Here is a 23865-nt window from a genome sequence, read left to right as displayed (position 1 = left end):
ATGCGCGCCATATTAGCACAGGCGGAATCGGAGTTTGCTGTGAGTGATTTACCCGTCAGCGCGGTGCTGCCTGACATTTTAGCGGCGCTTAACACGGCGTCACAAATCCTGCTGGCCGCGCCTACCGGCGCAGGCAAATCGACCTGGCTGCCGCTGCAATTACTGGAACATGCGGCGCTGCCTGGCCGGATCATTATGCTGGAACCGCGTCGTCTGGCGGCGCGCAACGTGGCGCAGCGGCTGGCGGAACAGCTCAATCAGCAGCCGGGCGAAACCGTGGGTTATCGCATGCGCGGTGAAACCTGCATTAGCGGTAATACCCGATTAGAGGTCGTGACCGAAGGCATTCTCACCCGGATGTTGCAGCAAGATCCCATGCTGGATGGCGTCTCGTTAGTGATCCTGGATGAGTTTCATGAGCGCAGCCTGCAAGCTGATGTCGCGCTCGCGCTGTTGCTTGACGTGCAGCAAGGTCTGCGCGAAGACCTGAAGATTTTGTTGATGTCGGCAACCCTCGACAATGCCCGTTTGGCGGCGATGCTGCCAAATGCGCCGTTGATCATTTCAGAAGGGCGCAGTTACCCCGTCGAGCGGCGTTACGCATCGCTCAATCAATCGGTTCGCTTCGATGAGGCGGTCGCGCGTGAAGTGGCGCAACTGTTGCGCGAAGAAAGCGGCTCGCTGCTGCTGTTTTTACCCGGTGTCGCAGAGATTGAACGCGTAAAGCACGCGCTGGAATCACGTGTGGCGGAGGATGTTGATCTTGCGCCTTTATATGGTGCATTGCCGTTAGCGGCGCAGCGGCGCGCCATTCTTCCTGCACCTGCAGGGCGACGCAAAGTGGTGCTCGCCACCAATATTGCTGAAACCAGCCTGACGATTGAAGGTATTCGCTTGGTGGTTGACAGCGCACTGGAACGCAGCGCGTTGTTTGATGCGCGCAGCGGTGTCACGCGGCTGCAAACCCAGCGCATTAGCCAGGCTTCAATGACGCAGCGCGCCGGACGCGCCGGACGTTTATCGCCCGGCATCTGTTTGCATCTCATTCCTCAAGAACAAGCTTCACGGGCAGCAGCACAAAGCGAAGCGGAAATTCTGCACAGCGATCTCTCATCGTTGTGGCTAGATTTGCTGCAATGGGGCTGTACGCAACCCGAGCAGCTGCAATGGCTCGATTTACCGCCCGCAAAACATCTGCGCGCTGCACAGCAACAGTTAACGCACCTCGGCGCGTTAGCCGACAAGGGTCAACTTAACGCGCAAGGTCGCCGCATGGCGCAGCTCGGTAGCGATCCGCGTTTAGCTGCTATCTTGCTCGCCGCTGGCGAGGATGCTGATGCGGTTGCCAGCGCCGCTTTGCTGGTGGCGATTCTGGAAGATCCCCCGCGCAGCGGCAGCGCCGATTTACGGGATGCGCTGCATCGGCCCCAGCCGCACTGGCAACGTCGTGCTCAGCAGTGGCAAAAGCGGCTTAAGGTCAGCGGTGGGCGTGTGGATGAAGATCGCTTTGCCGTCTTACTGGCTGCGGGGTTTGGCGATCGTCTGGCACGTCGTCGCGATCAAAGTGGTCGCTATCAGCTGGCTAACGGCCTGGGCGCGAAACTGGATGAGCAGGATGGATTAACGCGTAATGAATGGCTGATTGCGCCTGCGTTGTTACAAGGCAGCGCCGCACCGGATGCACGCATGTTGCTGGCGTTGCCGGTAGATATCGATGCGTTGTGTCGCCAGCATCCCGCGTTGATTGAGCAACGTATGGAAGTGGAATGGGATGATGAAAAAGGCACGTTGCGCGCTTTCAGACGTGAGCAGATCGGAGCGTTAATCCTCAAAACGCAACCGCTGGCGCGCCCTGAACCAGAGGTACTGCATGCCGCGATGCTGCGCTGGATCAGCGAGAAAGGTTTATCGGTGCTCGGCTGGACACCGGAAGCTGAACAGCTGCGTCTGCGTCTACACTGCGCGGTTGAATGGCTGCCGGAAGAGAACTGGCCCGCGATGGACGATGCCGCGTTGCTTGATTCACTGGAGCAATGGCTGTTGCCGCAGATGAGCGCGGTACGCGATCTAAAAAGCCTGCAGTCGGTCAATCTTGTTAGCGCGCTATTACATTTGCTCACATGGTCACAACGTCAGCGGCTGGATACTGTGCTGCCAACTCATTACACTGTGCCGACCGGAAGTCGTCTACCTATTCGCTATCATGCGGATAAGCCTCCGGCGCTGGCGGTGCGGATTCAGGAGATGTTTGGCGAAGCCATCAATCCCGCCGTCGCAGAAGGGCGCGTGCCGCTGGTGCTGGAGCTGTTATCACCCGCACAGCGCCCGCTGCAGATCACCCGTGACCTCGCTGCGTTCTGGCGTGGCGCGTATCTGGACGTCCAAAAGGAGATGAAAGGGCGCTATCCCAAACATCCCTGGCCTGACGATCCAGCAAACGCTTTGCCAACAAGACGCACGAAAAAATATTCCCCGCAAGGTTGAGAACGCTGGATCGAATTCAGAGGGTTCTGCCATGCGGAATGCGATAAAGCAGTTAGAGTAACCGCCTTGCCGATGGCTATGCCTGGAGAACGAAACGAATGTCTGGGAACGATCGCGAACCTATTGGGCGCAAAGGAAAGCAGCTGCCGCCGCGCCGCAGCGCGAACCGGGGTCGCCGCAGAGATATCGATGACGATATCGCGCAGGATGATTTTGACGATGATTACGAGGAGAAGGCACCCGTGCCACGTAAAGGTAAAAGCGGAAAGCCGCGCGGCAAACGCCGTTGGTTGGGATGGTTAATTAAACTCTTCCTGGTATTTGTAGTGGTAATGGCGGCATGGGGCGTCTATCTCGACTCGGAAATCCGAAGCCGCATTGATGGTAAAGTATGGCAGTTGCCTGCCACGGTGTACGGACGTATGGTCAGCCTCGAACCCGGTATGGCGTACAACAAAAGCGAAATGGTGGCGCTGCTGGAAGGTACGCAGTATCGCGAAGTATCGCGCATTACCCGTCCCGGCGAGTTCTCGATCAAAGGCAACACCATCGATATGCTGCGTCGTCCGTTTGACTTCCCGGACAGTAAAGAAGGGCAGATCCACGCGCGCATGACCTTCAGCAAAGATGAGCTGAGTGAGATCAAGAACCTGGATAACGGTCGCGACTTTGGCTTTTTCCGCCTCGATCCGCGTCTGATCACCATGCTGCAATCACCCAATGGTGAGCAGCGCTTGTTTGTGCCACGCGCAGGTTTCCCGGATCTGCTGGTCGATACCTTGATCGCCACTGAAGATCGCCACTTCTATGAACATGATGGTATTAGCCCCTATTCGATTGGTCGCGCTTTCCTGGCGAACATTACCGCCGGTAAAGCGGTGCAGGGCGGCAGTACGCTGACTCAGCAGTTGGTAAAAAACCTGTTCCTGACCAATGAGCGTTCGCTGTGGCGTAAAGCCCGTGAAGCTTACATGGCGGTGATCATGGATGCGCGCTACAGCAAAGATCGCATCCTTGAGCTCTATCTGAACGAGGTTTACCTCGGCCAGGCTGGCAACGATCAGATTCGCGGCTTCCCGCTGGCCAGCTTGTATTACTTTGGTCGTCCGGTCGATGAGCTGAGCCTCGACCAACAGGCGATGCTGGTCGGCATGGTAAAAGGCGCTTCGCTCTATAATCCGTGGCGTAACCCGAAACTGGCGCTGGAACGTCGTAACTTAGTGCTGCGTTTGTTGCAGCAGCAAAAAGTGATCGATCAGGAACTCTACGACATGCTGTCGGCGCGTCCGCTGGGTGTGCAGCCGAAAGGTGGCGTGATTACGCCGCAGCCTGCTTTCATGCAGATGGTGCGTAACGAACTCCAGACCCGGCTGGGCGACAAAGTTAAAGATCTCTCTGGCGTGAAAATCTTTACCACGCTCGATCCGGTATCGCAGGATGCAGCGGAAAAAGCGGTACTTGACGGTATTCCAACCCTGAAAAAACAGCGCGGCTTAAAAGATCTGGAAACCGCGATGGTGGTGGTTGATCGCTTCAGTGGCGAAGTGCGTGCCATGGTCGGCGGTGCCGATCCGCAGTTTGCCGGTTATAACCGTGCGCTGCAGGCGCGTCGTTCTATCGGTTCGCTGGCAAAACCGGCGACCTATTTAACGGCACTGAGCCAGCCGAACAGCTATCGTCTCAACAGCTGGATTGCGGATGAACCGATTGCGCTGAAACAGCCAAACGGTTCGATCTGGAAACCGATGAATGACGATCGTCGATTCAGCGGCAAAGTGATGCTGGTGGATGCGCTGACCAACTCCATGAACGTGCCGACAGTTAACCTTGGTATGACGCTGGGTCTGGATGCGGTAATGGATACCTGGACCAAGCTGGGCGTGCCGAAAGATCAGCTGCATCCGGTTCCTTCAATGCTGTTGGGTGCTCTTAACCTGACGCCGATTGAAGTCGCGCAAGCTTTCCAGTCGATTGCCAGCGGCGGCAACCGTGCGCCCCTGTCAGCGGTGCGTTCGGTGATTGCAGAAGATGGCACAGTGCTCTATCAGAGCTTCCCACAGGCGCAACGTGTTGAGCCTGCGCAAGCGGCTTACCTGACGCTTTACACCATGCAGCAGGTTGCGAGCCACGGAACTGCACGTGCGCTGGGCGCGCGTTTCCCGAATGCGCATCTGGCGGGTAAAACCGGTACCACTAACGACCTGATCGATAGCTGGTTCGCCGGTGTCGACGGTAAAGAAGTGGCGATTACCTGGGTAGGCCGTGATAACAACCAACCCACCAAGCTTTATGGTGCAAGTGGTGCGATGCAGCTTTATCGCCGTTATCTCGACAATCAGGCGCCGATGCCGCTTCAGCTGACGCCGCCAGAAGATGTGTCATTGATGAATGTTGATTCTGCGGGCAACTTTGTTTGCGGCACAGGCAGCAGCACCTGGCGCTCGCTGCCGGTGTGGGCGCTGGATCCTAATGCGCTTTGCGAGCAGCAGCAGCAGCAAGTTGAACAGCAGCAGCAGGTAGAGCAGCAGCAGGAACAACAAGTTCAGCAGCAGCAACAGCAGCAGCAAGAGCAGAAAGACAGCGATGGCGTTGCGGGCTGGATAAAGGATATGTTCGGCAAGTAGTTGAAAGAGTAATGAGTAAAAAGGGCGCTTATGCGCCCTTTTTTTGTGCTTGATCAATAACGGTCAATCGCGCTGCAAACGGCGTCACGCTTGGGTTTTTTGCTTGCAGTGATTGCTGCGTTTCGCATATTATCCGACCGTTATAATAATCATTATCGTTTCGATTCGCCTGCCCAAAACTCATCTATTAGAGATAACTTTATGAATGCGCGAACGACTTTTCCTTGTTACAAAAGCGGTGTTTTTTCTCGTCAGCCTCTGACCTTGATGATTGCCCTTGCGCTCAGTGGTTTCAGCGCCGGTGCCTTTGCCGAAGAGACGATTGTTGTTTCAGCAGATGGCGGAGGCGGCGTAGAGCAGGAAAGCGCATGGGGACCCGCTCCAACTGTTGCCGCGAAACGCAGTGCCACGGGTACCAAGACCGATACACCCATCGAAAAAAATCCGCAGTCGGTTTCCGTAGTAACGCGTGAAGAGATGGAGATGCGTAACGTTACCAGCGTGAAAGGTGCCTTTAACTACACGCCAGGCGTATTAACCGGTAACCGCGGCAGCTCCGATGTGATCGATGCGCTGTCGATTCGCGGTTTCAGCGAAACCAACACCAATCAATATCTTGATGGCCTGAAGCTACAGGGCGACAACTACTCTGAATTTGCCATCGATCCCTATTTTCTTGAGCGTGCGGAACTGCTGCGCGGCCCGGTTTCGGTGCTGTATGGCAAAAGCAATCCAGGCGGCGTGGTTTCACTGGTCAGCAAGCGCCCAACTCAGGAAACACTGCGTGAAGTGCAATTCCAGATGGGCAACGACAATCTGTTCTCGACGGGCTTCGACTTCAGCGGATCGCTGGACGATGATGGCGTTTACAGTTATCGCCTGACTGGCCAGGCTCGCAGTCAGGATGCGCAGCAGGATATGAACAAAGAGAAGCGTTATACCCTCGCGCCGTCATTCAGCTGGCGTCCTGATGAAAATACCCGCTTCGATCTGCTGACCTATTTCCAGAACGAACCTGAAACCGGCTATTACGGCTGGCTACCGCGTCAGGGCACGGTAGTACCTATCATTCGTGCCGACGGCAGCGAATACAAACTTCCTACCAACTTTGATGAAGGCGAAGACAGCAACAAGATCTCGCGTAACACCAAAATGGTCGGCTATAACGTCGAACACAGTTTTAATGATACGTGGACGGTGCGGCAAAACCTGCGCTACGCGGATTTACGTACCGATTATCGCAGTATTTACGGCAACGGTTATCTGCCCGCCACGCAGGAGATTACACGTGGTTCGGCCACTTCAAATGAGAAGCTGAACCAGTTCGCGGTGGATAACCAGGCGCAGGCCAAATTTGCGACTGGTCAGGTTGACCACACCTTATTGCTGGGCGTGGATTTCCAGCGTACGCGCAACGATATAGATGCGCAGTTTGGTACGGCATCGCCGTTGAATGCTGTGAGTCCTCAATATGGTGATGACAGCGTGACGCCATTTGCCGATCCTTATCAGCATCTCAATAAACAACGTCAAACCGGTTTGTATGCGCAAGATCAGTTGGAATGGGATCGCTGGGTATTGACGCTCGGTGGTCGCTACGATTACGCCATGAATTCAGTTTACGATCGTGTAGCAGACTCGGTTGATCGCCAGAACGATCAAGCGTTTACCTGGCGCGGTGGCCTGAACTATGTGTTTGATAACGGCATTGCACCCTATTTCAGCTACAGCGAATCTTTCATACCTAACGCGGGTGCGACGTGGGGTGGCGAGGCGTTTGATCCTTCACGCGCTAAACAGTATGAGGCGGGAGTGAAGTATGTGCCGAAAGATCGCCCTGTTGTTATCACTGCTGCGGTGTATCAGCTGACCAAAACCAAAAACCTCACCGCCGATCCCGATAGCGTAAACCATCCTTTTGCCAGCATTCAAAGCGGTGAGATCCGTTCACGCGGCGTTGAGCTGGAAGCCAAAGCGGCGCTGAATGCCAACATCAACCTGACCGCGTCGTACACTTACACCGATGCGGAATACACCGAAGACACCACGCTAAAAGGCAAAACACCGGTTCAGGTGCCGAAGCATATGGCGTCATTGTGGAGCGATTACACCTTCCATGAGACAGCGCTTTCGGGTGTCACCGTGGGGGCTGGCGTGCGTTACGTCGGTGAAAGCAAAGGTTTGTATAGCACGGGCGACAACGTTAACCAGAACTTCGACGTTGCGGGTTACACCACGGTTGATGCTGCGCTGAAGTATGATTTAGGCCGCTTCGGTTTGCCTGGATCGACGGTAGGCGTTAACGTCAATAACCTGTTTGATCGTGATTATGTCGCCAGCTGTTACCGCGAATACGCGTGTTACTGGGGCGCAGAACGTCAAATTGTGGGCACCGCGACCTTCAGATTCTGATTTAACCGGGCGCTGCGGCGCCCGTTTTACAGGGATTCTCATGCAGCATCAGCACGCCGAAGAAACCACTTTTACACTGCAAAATGTCAGCTTTCACGTGCCTGGCCGCACGCTGCTCCATCCGCTCACGCTGACCTTTCCGCCTGGCAAAGTCACCGCATTGATTGGTCATAACGGATCGGGCAAATCCACTTTGCTGAAAATGTTGGGGCGTCATCATGCTGCCAGCGAAGGCCAGGTTTTGCTTAACAATCGGCCAATAGAGAACTGGAGCAGCAAAGCTTTTGCGCGTCAGGTGGCTTATCTGCCACAGCAACTGCCTGCTGCAGAAGGAATGACGGTACGTGAACTGGTGGCGATTGGACGTTATCCTTGGCATGGCGCGCTGGGGCGTTTCGGCCAGGAAGATCGCGATCGTGTCGATGAGGCGATTGCGCTGGTTGGGCTAAACCCCTTCGCCAGCCGGCTGGTGGATAGCTTGTCCGGCGGTGAGCGGCAGCGTGCATGGCTGGCGATGCTGGTGGCGCAAAACAGCCGCTGTTTACTGCTGGATGAACCAACCTCTGCGCTGGATATTGCGCATCAGGTAGATGTACTCGCGCTGATTCAACGCCTCAGCCGTGAACGCGGTTTAACCGTGATCGCGGTATTACATGACATCAATATGGCGGCGCGTTATTGCGATCATCTGGTGGCGCTACGCGGCGGGTCAATGATTGCCGAAGGCGGCCCGGAAACCATTATGCAGGCCGACGTGCTGGCAGCCATTTACGGTATTCCCATGGGCATTTTGCCTCATCCGCAGGGCGGCGCGCCGGTCAGTTTTGTTTACTAAGGATGGGATAATGCCCGATCTGCTGCGCCGTCGTTTGATGATGGCAATGGCGTTGTCGCCGTTACTTCACAGTTTTCCGCTGCGTGCCGCACCCGTGGATCTGCAACGCATTATTGCGCTGGAGTGGTTGCCGACGGAGTTACTGCTGGCGCTGGGCGTAACACCGCTCGGCGTGGCAGATATGCACAACTACAACATTTGGGTGGGGGATCCGCCGCTACCTGCCCGCGTCGTGGATGTGGGATTGCGTACCGAACCCAATCTTGAATTGATGACGCAGATGCGGCCGTCACTGATTTTATGTTCCAACGGTTATGGTCCACCAAAAGAGAAGCTCACGCGCATTGCACCGATTATGGGGTTTGACCTCAACAGCGGCGACGGTAAACCGTTTACGACTGCGCGCCTGTCGCTACAAGAATTAGGCAAGCGTCTCGGTCGCGAAGCGCAAGCCGATCAGCATCTCGCGTGGGTGGATAATCAGCTTGCAGCGGCGCGTCAGCGCCTTGCTGCTTATCGCGGGCGGCCCATTCTTTTGATGTCACTGCTCGATAGTCGCCACGCCATCACGTTCGGTAAAAACAGCCTGTTTCTTGAGGTGATGAACATGCTGGGCCTGGAAAATGCCTGGCAGGGCGAAACCAATTTTTGGGGCAGCGCGGTGGTGGGCATTGAGCGTCTGGCTTCGCTAAGCGATGTTGAGGTGATCTGCTTCGATCATGACAACGAGGCGGACATGCAGCAGGTGATGCGCAGTCCGCTGTGGCAATCTTTGCCCTTTATTCGCGCGGGCCGCTTTCAGCGCGTTCCTGCGGTGTGGTATTACGGCGCGACGTTGTCGGCGCTGCATTTTGTTCGCGTGTTGGAACGCGCGCTGGAGACGCATTGATGCGCCATCGTCTTTTCCCCGTTGCGTTGTTGAGTGTGCTGTTTTTGCTGGCGCTTGGATTAACGCTGGTTAATTTGCAGCACGCGTTGCCGTTGGCGCAATGGTCACAGGCGCTGTGGGCGCCGGATGTGAATAATATTCAGCAAATGGTGTTTCATCACAGTTTGCTGTCGCGCCTGATTTTAGCGTTGCTGGTTGGTGCAGGCTTGGGTTTAGCCGGTTTGCTGTTTCAGCAAGTGTTGCGCAATCCGCTGGCAGAACCCACGACATTGGGCGTCTCGTCGGGAGCGCAGCTAGGGATTACGGTGGCGACGCTGTGGCAATTACCCGGCGGCGCGATGACGCAGCAGTTTGCGGCGCTGGGCGGCGCGTTACTGGTGGGGGCGATTGTGTTTGGCGTGGCGTGGGGGAAACGTTTGTCGCCGGTCACGCTGATCCTTGCAGGTTTGGTTCTGAGCCTGTACAGCGGCGCGGTCAACCAGATTTTTGCCATCTTTAACCACGATCAATTACAGAACATGTTCCTTTGGAGCACCGGATCGCTGAATCAAATGGGTTGGGAGAATGTGAGTCAGCTCTGGCCGCGTCTGCTGCTGGCATTTGCGGTGGCGCTGGCGCTGCTGCGACCATTAACCTTGATGGGGCTAGATGATGGTGTCGCTAAAAACCTGGGACTCGCACTTTCCCTGGCGCGGCTGGGCGGTTTGGCGCTGGCGATTTTGCTGAGTGCGCAACTGGTAAACGCAGCCGGGATTATCGGCTTTATCGGTCTGTTTGCACCGCTGCTGGCGAAGTTGCTTGGCGGACGCCGTTTGCTCAGCCGTATGTTATTAGCGCCACTTATCGGCGCGTTACTGCTCTGGCTGGCGGATGCTTGCGTATTGTGGCTCACCACGCATTGGCGCGAAGTTTCAACCGGTACCGCAACTGCGCTGCTGGGTGTGCCAATTTTGTTGTGGTTGTTGCCGCGTTTGCGCACCGGCTCGGTGCCGCCTGCAATGAATCTTGGCGATAACGTGCCTGCTGAGCGTCAAGCGGTGGGGCGTTGGTGTCTTGTCGCTTTGGGCATGCTGGCGCTGTTGACGTGCTTTGGCCTGGCATTTGGCCGCGATGCGCATGGCTGGACTTGGTCCAGCGGCGAGATGTTACAACAGCTCATGCCGTGGCGTGCACCGCGCTTGCTGGCTGCGCTGGTGGTGGGTTTGATGCTAGGCGTTGCCGGCAGTTTGATTCAGCGTCTGACCGGTAATCCGATGGCGAGCCCGGAAGTCTTGGGCATCAGTTCAGGTGCGGCTTTTGGCGTGGTGATCATGCTGTTTTTCGTACCGGGGGATGCGCTGGCATATCTGCTACCAGCGGGCGTGCTGGGCGCTGGCGTCACTTTGCTGATCATCATGCTGGTCGCCAGCCGAGGCGGTTTCTCGCCGGAGCGTATGCTGCTGGCGGGAATGGCGCTTAACAGCGCTTTTGTCACGCTGCTGATGCTTTTGTTGGCAAGTGGCGATCCGCGCATGGGCGGATTACTCAGCTGGATTTCTGGCTCAACCTACAATATCAGCGGCAAGCAGGCGATCCAGAGTGCCGTTTGCGCACTGGTGCTGGTGTCGATGGCACCGCTGGCCAGCCGCTGGTTGACGCTGCTGCCGCTGGGTAGCGCCACGGCGCGCTCGGCGGGAATGGCGCTAACGCCATCGCGCCTGAGTCTGCTGCTGCTGGCTGCTGCGTTGACGGCTGCCGCGACATTAACCATCGGACCGCTGAGCTTTATCGGTTTGATGGCACCACATATCGCACGTATGTTGGGCTTTCGTCGGGCGTTGCCGCAGGTGTTGCTGTCTGGATTGTTAGGGGCAGGGTTGATGGTGTTTGCTGACTGGTGCGGCAGGATGTTAGCGTTTCCGGATCAAATACCGGCGGGCTTAATGGCAACGTTTTTGGGTGCGCCGTACTTCATCTGGTTATTGCGGCGGTCGCGTTAAACCGCATAACATCAACCCGATTCAGGGTGGGTTATTCAGAACAAAAAAGACCGGCTTTCACCGGTCTTTTTTTATTACAGCTTAGCGAAACAGCGACGTGCCGCGTCAATAGTGCGCTGGATATCTTCAGCGCTGTGCGCCAGCGACATGAAACCCGCTTCAAATGCTGATGGTGCCAGATAAACGCCCTCTTCCAACATCAGGTGGAAGAATTTTTTGAAGCGTTCAACGTCACACTGTGTGACATCGGCATAGCACGTTACCGTTGCGGCATCAGTGAAGAACAGGCCAAACATACCGCCTACGTAATTCACGACCAACGGAATGTTTTCCTGCTGCGCCGCTTCAAGCAGGCCTTCCGCCAGCTGCGTGGTGAGTGCGGTCAGCTTCTGATGCGTACCCGGCTGGGCGATTTGGCTTAAACAGGCGTAGCCCGCTGCCATCGCAATCGGGTTACCGGAGAGCGTACCTGCCTGATAAACCGGGCCGGTTGGTGCAAGCGCTGCCATCACGTCGCGACGACCGCCAAATGCGCCGACAGGCATGCCGCCACCGATAATTTTGCCGAGGCAGGTCAGATCGGGCACGACATTGTAATGCGCCTGCGCGCCGCCAAGTGCGACGCGGAAGCCCGTCATCACTTCATCAATAATCAGTAGCGCACCAAATTCATCACACAATGCACGCAAACCCGACAGGAAACCTGGCTGTGGCGGAATGCAGTTCATGTTGCCCGCAACCGGTTCAACGATGATACAGGCGATCTCTTGCGGATAAAGTTTAAACGCCGCACGTACAGAATCGAGATCGTTATAGGTGCAGGTCAGCGTGTGTTTGGCGAAATCAGCAGGCACGCCCGGTGAGTTAGGCTGGCCCAGCGTTAATGCGCCAGAACCCGCCTTAACCAGCAGGTGATCGGCATGGCCGTGATAGCAGCCTTCAAACTTAATGAGCTTATCGCGGCCGGTGAAACCACGCGCCAGACGAATCGCACTCATGGTGGCTTCAGTGCCGGAGTTCACCATGCGCACCATTTCCATGCTTGGCACCAGGTCGCAGACCAGTTGCGCCATGGTCACTTCCATTTCGGTAGGCGCACCAAAGCTTAAACCGCGTTGGGCCGCTTCAATCACGGCATTGCGAATTTCAGCATTATTATGGCCCAGCACCATCGGGCCCCATGAACCGACATAATCGATATAGGCTTTGCCATCGGCATCATATAAATAGGCGCCGTCAGCATGCTCAATGAACAGCGGTACGCCGCCCACACCAGTAAACGCACGTACCGGCGAATTTACGCCGCCGGGAATCAGGCGTTGCGCCTGGGCGAACAGGTTTTCGGACTTACTCATTTTCGGCTCCAGCAGTTCAATAAAATATCGCGCCATTCTACGTAAGAGGCGCGGCAGGCGAAAGGGTGGAAAACCCTGCAATATGTCTAACCTTAGTTAAGGCGGCACAGAGTGCGAAGCTCAAAACTTGATTGCGCTGGTGTGCTGGCAGATAATAGCGGTATTAAGGTCGTTTTCTGACCTGGGCGTTTACTGGAGTCAAACATGAGTGATGAAGTAGCAGCACTGCCGTTGCAATTTACCGAAGCAGCAGCCAATAAAGTGAAGAATCTGATTGCTGATGAAGAGAATCCAGAACTGAAACTGCGTGTCTATATCACTGGCGGCGGTTGCAGCGGATTTCAGTATGGTTTTACTTTCGATGACAAAATGAATGATGGTGACATGACGATTGAGAAGCAAGGCGTGTCACTGGTGGTTGATCCGATGAGTCTGCAATATCTGGTGGGCGGATCGGTGGATTACACCGAAGGGCTGGAAGGTTCGCGCTTTATCGTAACTAACCCGAACGCTAAAACCACCTGCGGCTGTGGTTCTTCATTTAGTATCTGATTTTGCAGGCCGCTGTTCAGCGGCCTCGCTCACCACTCTATTGTTACTAACCGATCGGTTTCTCTCTGCTTTGCATCTCGTTTCAGCACGCTTTGCATAATGCGCGGCTGCGCGCTGAAGTGACGTCCGCAATCAACCTGGGGCGGGCTTTGGCTCGTGGCGCTGTTGATTTCACAGCGAGAGAAAATGATCAGTTTAACGCCAATAGAGCCGGTGATTGACCCTGCAGTCGCGGAGCCAGCCATCAACAGCGCTATGGCCAGAAGCACTGTTCTGGTCATGTTTAGGTCCTGGTGTAGTCAAAAGGCGCTTATGCGCAAAAGGACGGCGAGCATACGTGGCTCGCGCGTCTCATGTAGTAATTAACGGCAATAATTGTTTTTTCTTTAATCGATTAAGCCAACTTTATTGTGCTGGATGCAGCGCTGTACAGAGTTGTTTTGCTGCCAGCATCAGACGCGGGCCCGGGCGGCTTAGCCAGTCATCATTGATAGCAATCACCGGCACGCTAAGCTGCGGCTGCCAGAATCGCGCTACGTTCCTTGCCTGCTGCGTGTTTCCGCCCATCACTATCGCTTGAGGATGGCGCATTAACACTTGTTCGCGGCTGACTTGTGGCCAGCTGACGCGGCTATCAGCAAAAATATTTCTGCCGCCGCACAGCTCAATAATGTCGTTCTGCAAGGTCGCTTTAGCTGCGGTGAAAAGTGGCTGCTGGCCAAACTGTAAAAATAGCGGAATTGATGTCAGCGAAGCGTAATGCTGACGCAATTCAGCTTCCTGCTGGCGCAGCTGTTGCGCCGTCTTTTCCGCCTGCTCAGGATGCGGACTCCATTTTCCCAGCGCGGCCAGTGCATCGATCATGCCTGCCAGATTAGCGGGATCAATCCATTCAATTTTGATACCCAACTGCTGCAATTGATCTATTTGACGTTGTGGATTGCCGCCACGCCACGCCAACACCACATCCGGTTTTAGCTGCAAAATGCGCTCAACTTTGATGCCTTGCCAGTTGGCAACCTGTTCGATTTTTTGCGCAGCAGTCGGATAGTCTGACCAGGCGCTAACGGCAATTGGTGTGATGCCTGCGGCGAAAGCCAATTCGGTTAAATGCGGGGCGAGAGCGATAACGCGTGGGGATGAAGCGAACAGGCTGCTGCTAAACAGCAGCAGCCAGCAGAGCAGAAAACGTTTAGCCACGCGCCAGGCGCGCCAGCAAGTTTTCTACCATCAGCGACGACTGTTTTGCCGCAACGCTGAGGAACTCATCAAAGCTCAAATGTGATTGTTGATCGGCAACGTCCGAAATGGCGCGAACCACCACGAAAGGCACCGCGAATTGATGGCAGACGTGACCAATTGCGGTGGCTTCCATCTCAACGGCAATGGCCTGCGGGAAGGTGTTACGAATGCGTGCCAGCGGCTCAGCGCCGTTGATGAAAGCATCGCCGCTCACCACCAAACCACGCACTGCATTGAGATCCAACTGCTGAATGCAGGCTTCTGCCTGCGCAATCAAATTCGCATCGGCAACAAATGCTGCCGGGCAGCCCGCCATTTGGCCGGGCGCGTAACCAAAGGCGGTGACGTCTGCATCGTGATAACGCACCTCTTCCGAAACCACAATATCGCCCACTTTCAGCGTAGGCGCTAAACCGCCCGCAGAACCGGTATTGATGACGACATCGGGTTTGCAGAGCTGTAACAACAGCGTCGTACCAAGCGCAGCTGCAGTTTTACCGATGCCCGATTTCAGCAGAGCCACCTCAACGCCATTAAGCGTGCCGGTGTAAATTTCGCAGCCAGCCAGTGATAAGGTTTGACGGTTTTCAATTTTGTCACGCAGTAGAGTGACTTCCTGCTCCATCGCGCCAATAATGCCTGCTTTCATAAAGAGTCTCGCTAATGTAGATGTTTTCGCCGAAATTAAGGCATAGTCTACCATGGCTGACAGGGGATTAATTCACGAAAAAAAGAGGGGCAATTAATGGCAGCGATCAATTTCAGGACGAAGATCAGCTTTACTCGCCCTTATACCAGCCGAAAAGATCCCGAAGGGGAATATTATATTAGCCGCCATTTTGAAAGTGACCGCGGTCGAATAATTAACTCGGCGGCCATTCGTCGTTTGCAACAGAAAACCCAGGTCTTTCCTTTAGAGCGAAATGCGGCGGTGCGCTCGCGTTTAACCCATTCGCTTGAAGTGCAACAAACCGGACGCTATATCAGTAAAGAGATCCTGCAAACCCTGAAAATGCAGGGCGGGCTGGCGCAATATGGTCTGGATGAGCTGGAAGGTGCCTTTGAGAGCTTAGTGGAAATGGCGTGCCTGCTGCACGACGTCGGCAATCCGCCGTTTGGCCATTTTGGCGAAGCGGCAATTAACGACTGGTTTGAGGATAAGTTACCCGCAAACTTGGTGGATCCGCTGGTTGCTGGCGTTGAAACCGATGAGCAGCGCAGCGCTTTTGATCAAATGAATGCCATGATTCGCCAGGATTTATGTCATTTTGAAGGCAACGCGCAGGCCATTCGCATGGTGCATACTTTGCTGCAGCTGAATCTCAGCTATTCACAAGTTGCCTGCGTGTTGAAATATACAGCACCCGCCTGGTGGCAAGGCGAAAAACCGGCTGAATATAGCGTATTAATGAAAAAACCGGGCTTCTATTTATCCGAGCGAGATTATATTGCTGAGCTACGGGCTGAGACGAATATGGATGAGCATCATCGTTTCCCGCTGACTTATATAATGGAAGCGGCAGATGATATCTCTTATTGCATTGCCGATCTGGATGATGCGGTAGAAAAAGCCATTTTTAATGTCGACAGTTTGTATGAATTTCTCAGTAAAGCCTGGGGAACAATTAAACCCAACGATGCATTTAGCCGAACTATTGGTGAGGCCTGGCGTGAAGCCTGTAGCAAAAAACGCCGCAGCCGCAGCGATCAATTTTTTATGTCGCTACGTGTCAATGTTCAAAACGTTTTGGTGGGCTACGCAGTAAAACGTTTTGTTGATAATCTTGCCGCTATTTTTGATGGTAGCTTTAATCATGCTTTATTAGAGGATGAAGGGGAAGAAGGGCGGCTTCTTCAGATATTTAAAACCGTGGCGCGGCAGCAGGTATTTAACCATTCCGAAGTCGAACAGCTGGAGTTACAAGGTTATCGCGTCATTAAAGGACTATTGGAAATTTATGAACCGCTGATGAAGCTGAATTACGAAGCTTTCACTGCATTGATTAATGAAGATTTTCTTCCTCAGCATCCCATTGAAACCCGTTTGTTTCATAAGCTTTCAGGAAAACATCGTAAAGCTTATCAGCAGGCAATGCGTTCGCTGGTGGTAAAACATAAATATGAGCGTCTGTTATGGGAGCGTTATTATCGTTTCCGCCTTATTCAGGATTACATTAGCGGCATGACCGACCTTTATGCCTGGGATGAGTATCGTCGCTTAATGGCGGTGGAATAAAGGGCGAATTGTAAAGAGCGCGCATAAATTTTTACTTTTACCTAAAACTTTTGCTGGAACTTCACGTTAAAACATTTATCTCATCATACGACCACAGCAAGGGTCTGGACGATAATTTTTGAGAGATACCGAAAAATGAAAAAAAAAGTTCTAATGTTAAGCGCGCTGGCGCTGAGTCTTGGTATGGCACTGACGCCTGTCAGTGTTCTCGCAGCAGAAACGGCCTCTTCTACCAGTCAGCAATTACCCAGCTTGGCTCCTATGTTAGAAAAAGTGATGCCTTCTGTTGTCAGTATCAGTGTTGAAGGCAGCACTACGGTAAAAACGCCGCGCATGCCGCAGCAGTTCCAGCAATTCTTTGGTGATGATTCACCGTTCTGCCAGGACGGTTCGCCGTTCCAGAGCTCGCCAATGTGTCAAAACGGTGGCGGCAGCGAGGGGGGCAATGCGCCAGATACCCAGAAAGAAAAATTCCGGGCTCTGGGTTCAGGCGTGGTCATTAATGCTGAAAAAGGCTACGTGGTAACCAATAACCATGTGGTAAACGACGCCACTAAAATTCAGGTGCAGCTCAGCGATGGTCGCCGTTATGACGCTAAAGTGATTGGTAAAGATCCCAGCTCTGACATCGCGTTAATTCAGCTGCAAGATGCCAAAAACCTCACTGCTGTGAAAATTGCTGACTCCGATAATTTGCGCGTGGGTGACTACACCGTCGCCATCGGCAACCCTTACGGCTTGGGTGAAACCGTAACATCGGGCATCGTTTCAGCGCTGGGTCGTAGCGGATTGAACGTAGAAAACTACGAAAACTTTATTCAGACCGATGCGGCGATTAACCGTGGTAACTCCGGCGGAGCGCTGGTCAATCTCAACGGTGAACTGATTGGGATTAACACCGCAATTTTGGCACCAGATGGCGGTAACATCGGTATCGGTTTTGCTATCCCAAGTAACATGGTTAAAAACCTCACCGGACAGATGGTGGAGTTTGGTCAGGTGAAACGCGGTGAACTGGGCGTTATGGGCACCGAGCTTAACTCTGAACTGGCAAAAGCGATGAAAGTGGATGCCCAGCGCGGTGCATTTGTTAGCCAGGTGCTGCCCAATTCCGCCGCAGCAAAAGCGGGTATCAAAGCGGGCGATGTCGTGGTGTCGATGAACGGTAAGCCATTAACCAGCTTCGCTGCGCTGCGTGCCGAAGTAGGTACATTACCGATTGGTACAACCTTGAAACTGGGCTTGTTGCGTGACGGTAAACCCATGGACGTTTCCGTGCAGTTGCAGCAAAGCACGCAGGATAAAGTGCAATCCGCCATCATTTATACCGGTATTGAAGGCGCCGATCTCAGCAACAGCGACACCAGTGATAAAGGTGTGCGTATCGATAATGTTAAGCCGGGCAGCTCAGCTGCGCGCATTGGCCTGAAGAAAGGCGATGTGATCATGGGCGTGAACCAGCAAAGCGTCGCTAATCTGGGCGAACTGCGCAAGATCCTCGACAGCAAGCCCTCCGTGCTCGCGCTTAACGTGAAGCGCGGCGACAGTAACCTTTACTTGCTGATGCAGTAAAAATTCACGATTATCTGATTCAGGCGGGCTTTGGCCCGCCTTTTTTGTACCCACGCGCTAACCGATCAGAATGTGATGGCCACCGCAAAATGAGTAAATGACACTCTGGCTCTGTGCAGTTGCACAATGTTCTGTACGTAACCTACGCGTATTCTGTCATTCCCCTCTTTGTCAGGAGTAATGGATGGCTACCTATCACCTCGACGCTCGACTAGCCCAAGATATTGTGGCACGCACCATGAGAATTATTGATAGCAATGTCAACGTCATGGACGCACGTGGACGGATTATTGGCAGCGGTGATCGGGAGCGTATTGGAGAATTGCACGAAGGCGCTTTGCTGGTGCTCTCTCAGGGACGGGTGGTAGACATTGATGAAGCGGTAGCTAAGCATCTGCACGGCGTCAGGCCAGGCATAAATCTGCCACTGCGTATTGATGGCGATATCGTTGGAGTGATCGGACTGACCGGCGAGCCAGTCGCGCTGCGTCATTATGGCGAGCTGGTGTGTATGACTGCAGAAATGATGCTGGAGCAGGCGCGCTTGCTGCACATGCTGGCACAGGACAGCCGTTTACGTGAAGAGCTGGTGCTTAATCTGATTCGCAGCGATACCTTATCGCCACAGCTAACCGAGTGGGCGCAGCGGCTGGGCATCGATCTTAATCAGCCACGTGTCGTCGCAGTCGTGGAAGTGGACAGCGGACAGCTCGGCGTTGACAGTGCCATGTCCGAACTCCAACAGCTGCAAACGCTGCTTACTACGCCGGAGCGCGATAACTTGATCGCTATTGTTTCGTTAACAGAAATGGTGGTGCTGAAACCGGCACTTAATCCGCACGGACGTTACGATCAGGAAGACCACCGTAAGCGTGTTGAACAGCTTTTGCATCGTATGAAAGAGAGCGGACAAATACGTATGCGCATCGCCTTGGGTAACTATTTTACGGGGCCTGGTAGCATTGCGCGATCTTATCGTACCGCTCGCACCACCATGATGGTCGGTAAACAGCGGATGCCGGATGTAAGAAGTTATTTTTATCAGGATTTAGTGTTGCCGGTATTGCTGGATAGTTTGCGTGGTGGATGGCAGGCGAACGAGCTGGCGCGGCCGTTGGCGAAGCTAAAAAGCATGGATAATAACGGCTTGTTGCGCCGTACCTTAATTGCCTGGTTTACCCATAACGTACAACCGAGCGCCACGGCGCGGGCGCTGTTTATACATCGTAATACGCTGGAATATCGATTGAACCGTATCTCTGAATTAACGGGGCTTAATCTGAGCCATTTTGACGATCGGCTGTTGTTGTATGTGGCCCTACAGCTTGATGAGCAGGGCGGCTAGCCCGATTTTTGACGGCAAACGCAACAAGCCGCTGCGTAGCGATGTTGGAAGAAACCATGCGTATTAAGGGTTATTCGGCCGAAAATAAAAAAGGCCAGCGTCAGCCAGCCTTTTATATCAGAGCGGTGTGATTAACGTGAATTACGGGTTAATTTATCAAGGTCTGATTCAATTTCTGTGATCTTGTGTGAGACCACGCTTTCTAAATGACGCAAGTCATCAAGAATTTTACGTTTCAGATCAACTTCTACCTGATCGCGCTGGCAAATTTGATCTAATTCATCAATCACATAGCGCAGATTCGGGCTGATTTCCTGAACTTCTTTGTAACCCTGACTCGCGTGATCGGCAACCACGGTTTTACGCTGACGTGGGTATTTAAACTTGACGCTTTTAGCGAAGAATTCACCTTTATCTTTGCGAAAGTAAATCTTCAGAATGTCGTTGTTTGCTTCCTGACGCAGGCTGTAACGGTCGATATCGTCGGGATTATTGATGCCTAAGCTTTTAAGATTGTCGTACATAGCGTTGTTTCCACCAAGATTGAGAAGCGCGCAGATGTGTTCATGACTTAACAACTGTAGACATTAATAACAGGATGAACATTGCGCGACAGGATTTAACTGGCGCGGATTATGAACTGTTTGAAAAACAAACGCACCTGTTAATTCGTGGCGCGAATCAGGATGTTGGGCGGGAAGTGTAAAGAAAAGATGACGGGCTGATTTCCAGCCCGTCTGATGCTTTAGTCGATGGTACGCAACAGTTCGTTGATGCCTACTTTACCCAAGGTTTTCGCGTCAACTTTCTTAACGATTACGGCACAGTACAAGCTGTAACTGCCATCTTTAGACGGCAAGTTACCGGAAACCACTACAGAACCTGCTGGTACGCGTCCGTAATGCACTTCACCGGTTTCACGATCGTAAATCTTGGTGCTTTGTCCAATGTAGACACCCATTGAAATCACAGCGCCTTCTTCTACGATCACGCCTTCTACGATTTCTGAACGTGCGCCAATGAAGCAGTTATCTTCAATGATGGTTGGGTTTGCCTGCAGCGGCTCCAACACACCACCAATGCCAACGCCGCCTGACAGGTGAACGTTTTTACCGATCTGCGCGCAAGAACCCACGGTCGCCCACGTATCAACCATTGTTCCTTCGTCAACGAAAGCACCAATGTTGACGTAAGAAGGCATCAACACGGTATTACGTGCAATGAACGCGCCCTGACGAACGGCTGCGGGCGGCACCACACGGAAACCGGCTTCTTTGAAGCGCGCCTCATCCCAACCGGCAAATTTCATTGGCACTTTGTCATAAAAACGCGTTTCAGCGCCTTCCATAACCTGGTTGTCATTGATGCGGAATGACAGCAGTACCGCCTTCTTCAGCCACTGATGCGTTATCCATTCGCCGTCAATCTTTTCAGAAACGCGCAGCGCACCGCTGTCCAGTAATGAGATAACTTGATTGATGGCATCACGGGTTTCGGTATCGACATTGTTCGGTGTCATGTCGGCGCGACGTTCGAAGGCGGATTCAATAACGCTCTGTAACTGTTGCATGTTTTTTTCCTGATTTGTCGTGTTCAGTGCCGGGTAATGACCCGATACAAGTAAAGAGTTTTAATTTCACAAATCGATTGCGGTCACACTTTATCGTTTGGATTAAGGGTTTCTGTCAACCGTTGTTGCAACGCTTTGCGCATTTCCTCATCAAGCGCCAGGCGATCGCTGTTTGCTAAAATAAACAAATCTTCGACGCGTTCGCCAATGGTGCTGATGCGTGCGCCGTGCAGTGAGACGCCGAGATCGGCGAACACTTCACCTACGCGTGCCAACAAGCCCGGCTGATCGAGCGCCACCAGTTCAAGATAACTGCGCCGATCGGTGTGCGTAGGCAGGAAGTTGACTTCGGTATCAACGCTAAAGTGTTTCAGCTTGGCGGACTGACGGCGAGTGCGTGGCGGAACCCAATCTGATTGGGTAATCGCCTGTTCCAGCGCTTGAATGATGATGGGGTGACGATCCGGTGCCAGTGGGCTGCCGTCCGGTTCCAGCACAATAAACGTGTCCATTGCCATGCCATCGCGGCTGGTAAAAATTTGTGCATCGTGAACGCTGAGGTTACGGCGATCCAGTTCGCCAGCAACCGCCGCGAATAGGTGAGGGCGATCCGGACTCCAGATAAAAATCTCAGTGCCGCCGCGCGTGGCTTGCGGGCTGACCAATACCAACGGTTTAGTCAGATCGTGTCCCATTAAATGTCGAGCGTGCCAGGCAATTTGGTTTGGCGTATGTCGCAGGAAATAATCAGCGCGACAGCGATTCCAAATCTGGTGCAAACGTTCTTCATCGATATTGTCCATGCGCAACAGGGCCAAAGCCTGTAGGCGATGATGGCGCACGCGTTCGCGCAGATCCGGGCTATTTTCCATACCGCGACGCAGCTGTTTTTCCGTCGCAAAGAACAGCTCTCGCAATAAACTCTGCTTCCAACTGTTCCATAAACTTTCATTGGTTGCGCAGATATCCGCTACGGTCAAACACACCAGATAGCGCAGGCGGTTTTCGTTTTGCATGATTTCAGCAAACTGTTGAATAACAGTAGGATCCTGAATATCACGACGTTGGGCGGTGACTGACATCAACAAATGATGGCGCACCAGCCAGGCCACTAATTGCGTTTCACGCGAATTGAGCCCATGCAGTTCGGCGAAATCGAGTGCGTCCTGCGCGCCGAGAATTGAGTGATCGCCGTTGCGTCCTTTGGCGATATCGTGCAGCAATGCTGCCATCAGCAGCAGTTCTTGCTGCGGCAGACGCGGCCACAGTTCGACGCACAGAGGATGTTGCGGGCGCGTTGCTTCGTTGGCAAAGCTTTCCAGTTTCTGCAACACGCGAATAGTATGTTCATCAACGGTGTAAGCATGAAACAGGTCAAACTGCATTTGCCCGACGATATGTCCCCAAAGCGGCGTATAAGCCCACAGCACGCTATGGCGATGCATAGGAACCAGCGCACGGCTAACAGCGCCTGGATGGCGCAAAATGGCCATGAACAGCTGACGCGCTTCGGGAATCTGACACAGCGGTTGCTTAAGATGACGACGTGCATAACGCAAATGGCGCAAGGTTGTGGAGTAGATACCTTTGATATTTTCGTTGCGTACCATCACATAGAACATGCGCAGAATCGCCTGCGGCTCGCGACCAAACAGGGTTTCATCGCGCAGATCGATCAGATCACCGCGTAGCTGGAAATCATCATCTATTGGACACGGTTTTTCACTGGTAGAAAGGGCTAAAATCGCTTCATCGAACAGTTGAAGCAGCATGTGGTTCAGTTCGCTGATGCGACGGGTGACGCGATAAAAATCTTTCATCATGCGTTCAACCGGCTCGTTGCCTTCGCCTTGATAATTCAGGCGCTGAGCCACGCTTAGCTGGCGATCAAATAACAAACGGTTGTCATAACGCGTCAGCGAGAGGTGCAGGGCGAAGCGGATGCGCCAGAGAAAATCCTGACATTCATTGAGTTCGTTGCGCTCAACCTCCGTGAGGAAGCCAAACCCAACCATTTCATCCAGCGTGGTGGCACCGAAATGGCGTCGCGCAACCCATTGCAGCGTGTGAATATCGCGTAATCCGCCGGGGCTACTTTTAATATCGGGTTCAAGGTTATAACTGGTGCCGTGGTAGCGTTTATGACGCTCTTGCTGCTCTTCAATTTTGGCGGCGAAGAAATCAGAGGAAGGCCAGAACCCATCGCTGAAGACATTTTTTTGCAATTCAAGAAAGAGCGCGACATCGCCAGTCAGCATGCGTGATTCAATCAGGTTGGTGGCGACAGTCAGATCGGACAAACCCTCCAGCAAACACTCTTCCAGCGTTCGGACGCTGTGACCGACTTCAAGTTTGAGATCCCACATCAGGGTCAGCAGTTCGCTGGTGCGCTGCGCCGCCTGTTCGTCGAGTGGCTGACGGCTGAGGATCAGAACATCAATATCGGAAAGAGGATGCAGTTCGGCGCGCCCATAACCGCCTACCGCAACCAAGGCGATAGACTTCATGCTGTCAAAACCAAAGAAGCGCCACAAACGACGCAGCAGGCGATCGATATACAACGTACGCGCATCGATCAATGTTTCAACCGCTTCACCTGCGTCGAACGCTGCAGCTAAATATTGCTGAAAATTCTCCAGCCGCTGTTTTAACAGTTCGCGTGTTAGCTGGTCATCATCCCAATGCGCGGGGGAATCTTTTAGGCCATTTTTAACATCATCCGACAGGCTCACGCTCATGCAGCTCTTCTCTTCTTTAGCCATAAAAAAAC

The 23865-nt window shown here is 53.5% G+C and carries 17 protein-coding genes; 10 read left to right on the top strand and 7 right to left on the bottom strand.

Annotated elements, in window-relative coordinates; genetic code table 11:
• From hrpB to fhuB, 6 genes are all read left to right on the top strand, one after another.
• Positions 1-2484, top strand: coding sequence for an ATP-dependent helicase HrpB (gene hrpB, locus SC127_RS05105; RefSeq protein ID WP_332625556.1), 2484 nt, complete (start codon positions 1-3; stop codon positions 2482-2484).
• 98 nt (positions 2485-2582) lie between these two features.
• A complete protein-coding gene (gene mrcB, locus SC127_RS05100; RefSeq protein ID WP_243078560.1) occupies positions 2583-5108 on the top strand; it encodes a bifunctional glycosyl transferase/transpeptidase in 2526 nt (841 codons plus the stop codon).
• Between the two features lie 201 nt (positions 5109-5309).
• Positions 5310-7520 carry a ferrichrome porin FhuA gene (gene fhuA / locus SC127_RS05095; protein WP_243078559.1) on the top strand — a complete coding sequence of 737 codons (2211 nt, stop codon included), beginning with the start codon at positions 5310-5312 and terminating at the stop codon, positions 7518-7520.
• A 40-nt stretch (positions 7521-7560) separates the two neighbouring features.
• Positions 7561-8355 (top strand): Fe3+-hydroxamate ABC transporter ATP-binding protein FhuC, encoded by a 795-nt coding sequence (fhuC, locus tag SC127_RS05090; RefSeq protein WP_215847583.1) that lies wholly within the window; start codon positions 7561-7563, stop codon positions 8353-8355.
• Between the two features lie 10 nt (positions 8356-8365).
• Entirely contained in the window at positions 8366-9244 is an 879-nt protein-coding gene (gene fhuD / locus SC127_RS05085) for a Fe(3+)-hydroxamate ABC transporter substrate-binding protein FhuD (RefSeq protein WP_332625553.1), read from the top strand.
• Positions 9244-11223 (top strand): Fe(3+)-hydroxamate ABC transporter permease FhuB, encoded by a 1980-nt coding sequence (fhuB, locus tag SC127_RS05080; RefSeq protein ID WP_332625551.1) that lies wholly within the window; start codon positions 9244-9246, stop codon positions 11221-11223. Before fhuD ends, fhuB begins: the two co-directional genes overlap by 1 nt.
• Positions 11224-11297: 74 nt before the next feature.
• Here fhuB and hemL read toward each other — a convergent pair whose 3' ends face one another.
• Complete coding sequence (hemL, locus tag SC127_RS05075; RefSeq protein ID WP_332625549.1) at positions 11298-12578, bottom strand: glutamate-1-semialdehyde 2,1-aminomutase; 1281 nt, start codon at positions 12576-12578, stop codon at positions 11298-11300.
• 204 nt (positions 12579-12782) lie between these two features.
• On the opposite strand from hemL, the gene erpA reads away from it, so the two are divergent.
• Positions 12783-13130 carry an iron-sulfur cluster insertion protein ErpA gene (gene erpA, locus SC127_RS05070; protein ID WP_215847580.1) on the top strand — a complete coding sequence of 116 codons (348 nt, stop codon included), beginning with the start codon at positions 12783-12785 and terminating at the stop codon, positions 13128-13130.
• 29 nt (positions 13131-13159) lie between these two features.
• On the opposite strand, the gene SC127_RS05065 is transcribed toward erpA, so the two are convergent.
• The 3 genes from SC127_RS05065 to mtnN form a co-directional block, all read right to left on the bottom strand.
• Positions 13160-13411, bottom strand: coding sequence for a hypothetical protein (locus SC127_RS05065; RefSeq protein WP_332625547.1), 252 nt, complete (start codon positions 13409-13411; stop codon positions 13160-13162).
• A 124-nt stretch (positions 13412-13535) separates the two neighbouring features.
• The gene (gene btuF / locus SC127_RS05060; RefSeq protein ID WP_332625545.1) at positions 13536-14330 is read right to left on the bottom strand and encodes a vitamin B12 ABC transporter substrate-binding protein BtuF; all 795 of its coding nucleotides are present in this window, start codon (positions 14328-14330) and stop codon (positions 13536-13538) included.
• Complete coding sequence (gene mtnN / locus SC127_RS05055; protein ID WP_332625543.1) at positions 14323-15021, bottom strand: 5'-methylthioadenosine/S-adenosylhomocysteine nucleosidase; 699 nt, start codon at positions 15019-15021, stop codon at positions 14323-14325. The genes btuF and mtnN overlap by 8 nt, the downstream gene beginning before the upstream one ends.
• Positions 15022-15117: 96 nt before the next feature.
• Here mtnN and dgt point away from each other — a divergent pair, with 96 nt between their 5' ends.
• The 3 genes from dgt to SC127_RS05040 all read left to right on the top strand — a co-directional run bounded on the left by dgt (position 15118) and on the right by SC127_RS05040 (position 19525).
• Positions 15118-16608, top strand: a complete 1491-nt coding sequence (dgt, locus tag SC127_RS05050; protein ID WP_215847577.1) for a dGTPase — start codon at positions 15118-15120, stop codon at positions 16606-16608.
• Between the two features lie 135 nt (positions 16609-16743).
• A complete protein-coding gene (degP, locus tag SC127_RS05045; protein ID WP_243078553.1) occupies positions 16744-18180 on the top strand; it encodes a serine endoprotease DegP in 1437 nt (478 codons plus the stop codon).
• 184 nt (positions 18181-18364) lie between these two features.
• The gene (locus SC127_RS05040) at positions 18365-19525 is read left to right on the top strand and encodes a CdaR family transcriptional regulator (protein ID WP_215847576.1); all 1161 of its coding nucleotides are present in this window, start codon (positions 18365-18367) and stop codon (positions 19523-19525) included.
• Positions 19526-19656: 131 nt separating this feature from the next.
• On the opposite strand, the gene SC127_RS05035 is transcribed toward SC127_RS05040, so the two are convergent.
• The 3 genes from SC127_RS05035 to glnD all read right to left on the bottom strand — a co-directional run bounded on the left by SC127_RS05035 (position 19657) and on the right by glnD (position 23833).
• Complete coding sequence (locus SC127_RS05035) at positions 19657-20049, bottom strand: DUF3461 family protein (protein ID WP_215847575.1); 393 nt, start codon at positions 20047-20049, stop codon at positions 19657-19659.
• Positions 20050-20270: 221 nt separating this feature from the next.
• Positions 20271-21095, bottom strand: a complete 825-nt coding sequence (gene dapD / locus SC127_RS05030; RefSeq protein WP_215847574.1) for a 2,3,4,5-tetrahydropyridine-2,6-dicarboxylate N-succinyltransferase — start codon at positions 21093-21095, stop codon at positions 20271-20273.
• Positions 21096-21178: 83 nt separating this feature from the next.
• Complete coding sequence (glnD, locus tag SC127_RS05025) at positions 21179-23833, bottom strand: bifunctional uridylyltransferase/uridylyl-removing protein GlnD (protein ID WP_215847573.1); 2655 nt, start codon at positions 23831-23833, stop codon at positions 21179-21181.
• Between the last annotated feature and the right edge of the window lie 32 nt (positions 23834-23865).

Origin of the sequence: Pantoea sp. T14, assembly GCF_036663535.1 — a bacterium.
GTDB classification, from domain to species: Bacteria; Pseudomonadota; Gammaproteobacteria; order Enterobacterales; family Enterobacteriaceae; genus Pantoea; species Pantoea phytostimulans.
The sequence above is the reverse complement of the archived record's forward strand: the minus strand, read 5'-3'. Positions and strand labels throughout refer to the sequence as shown.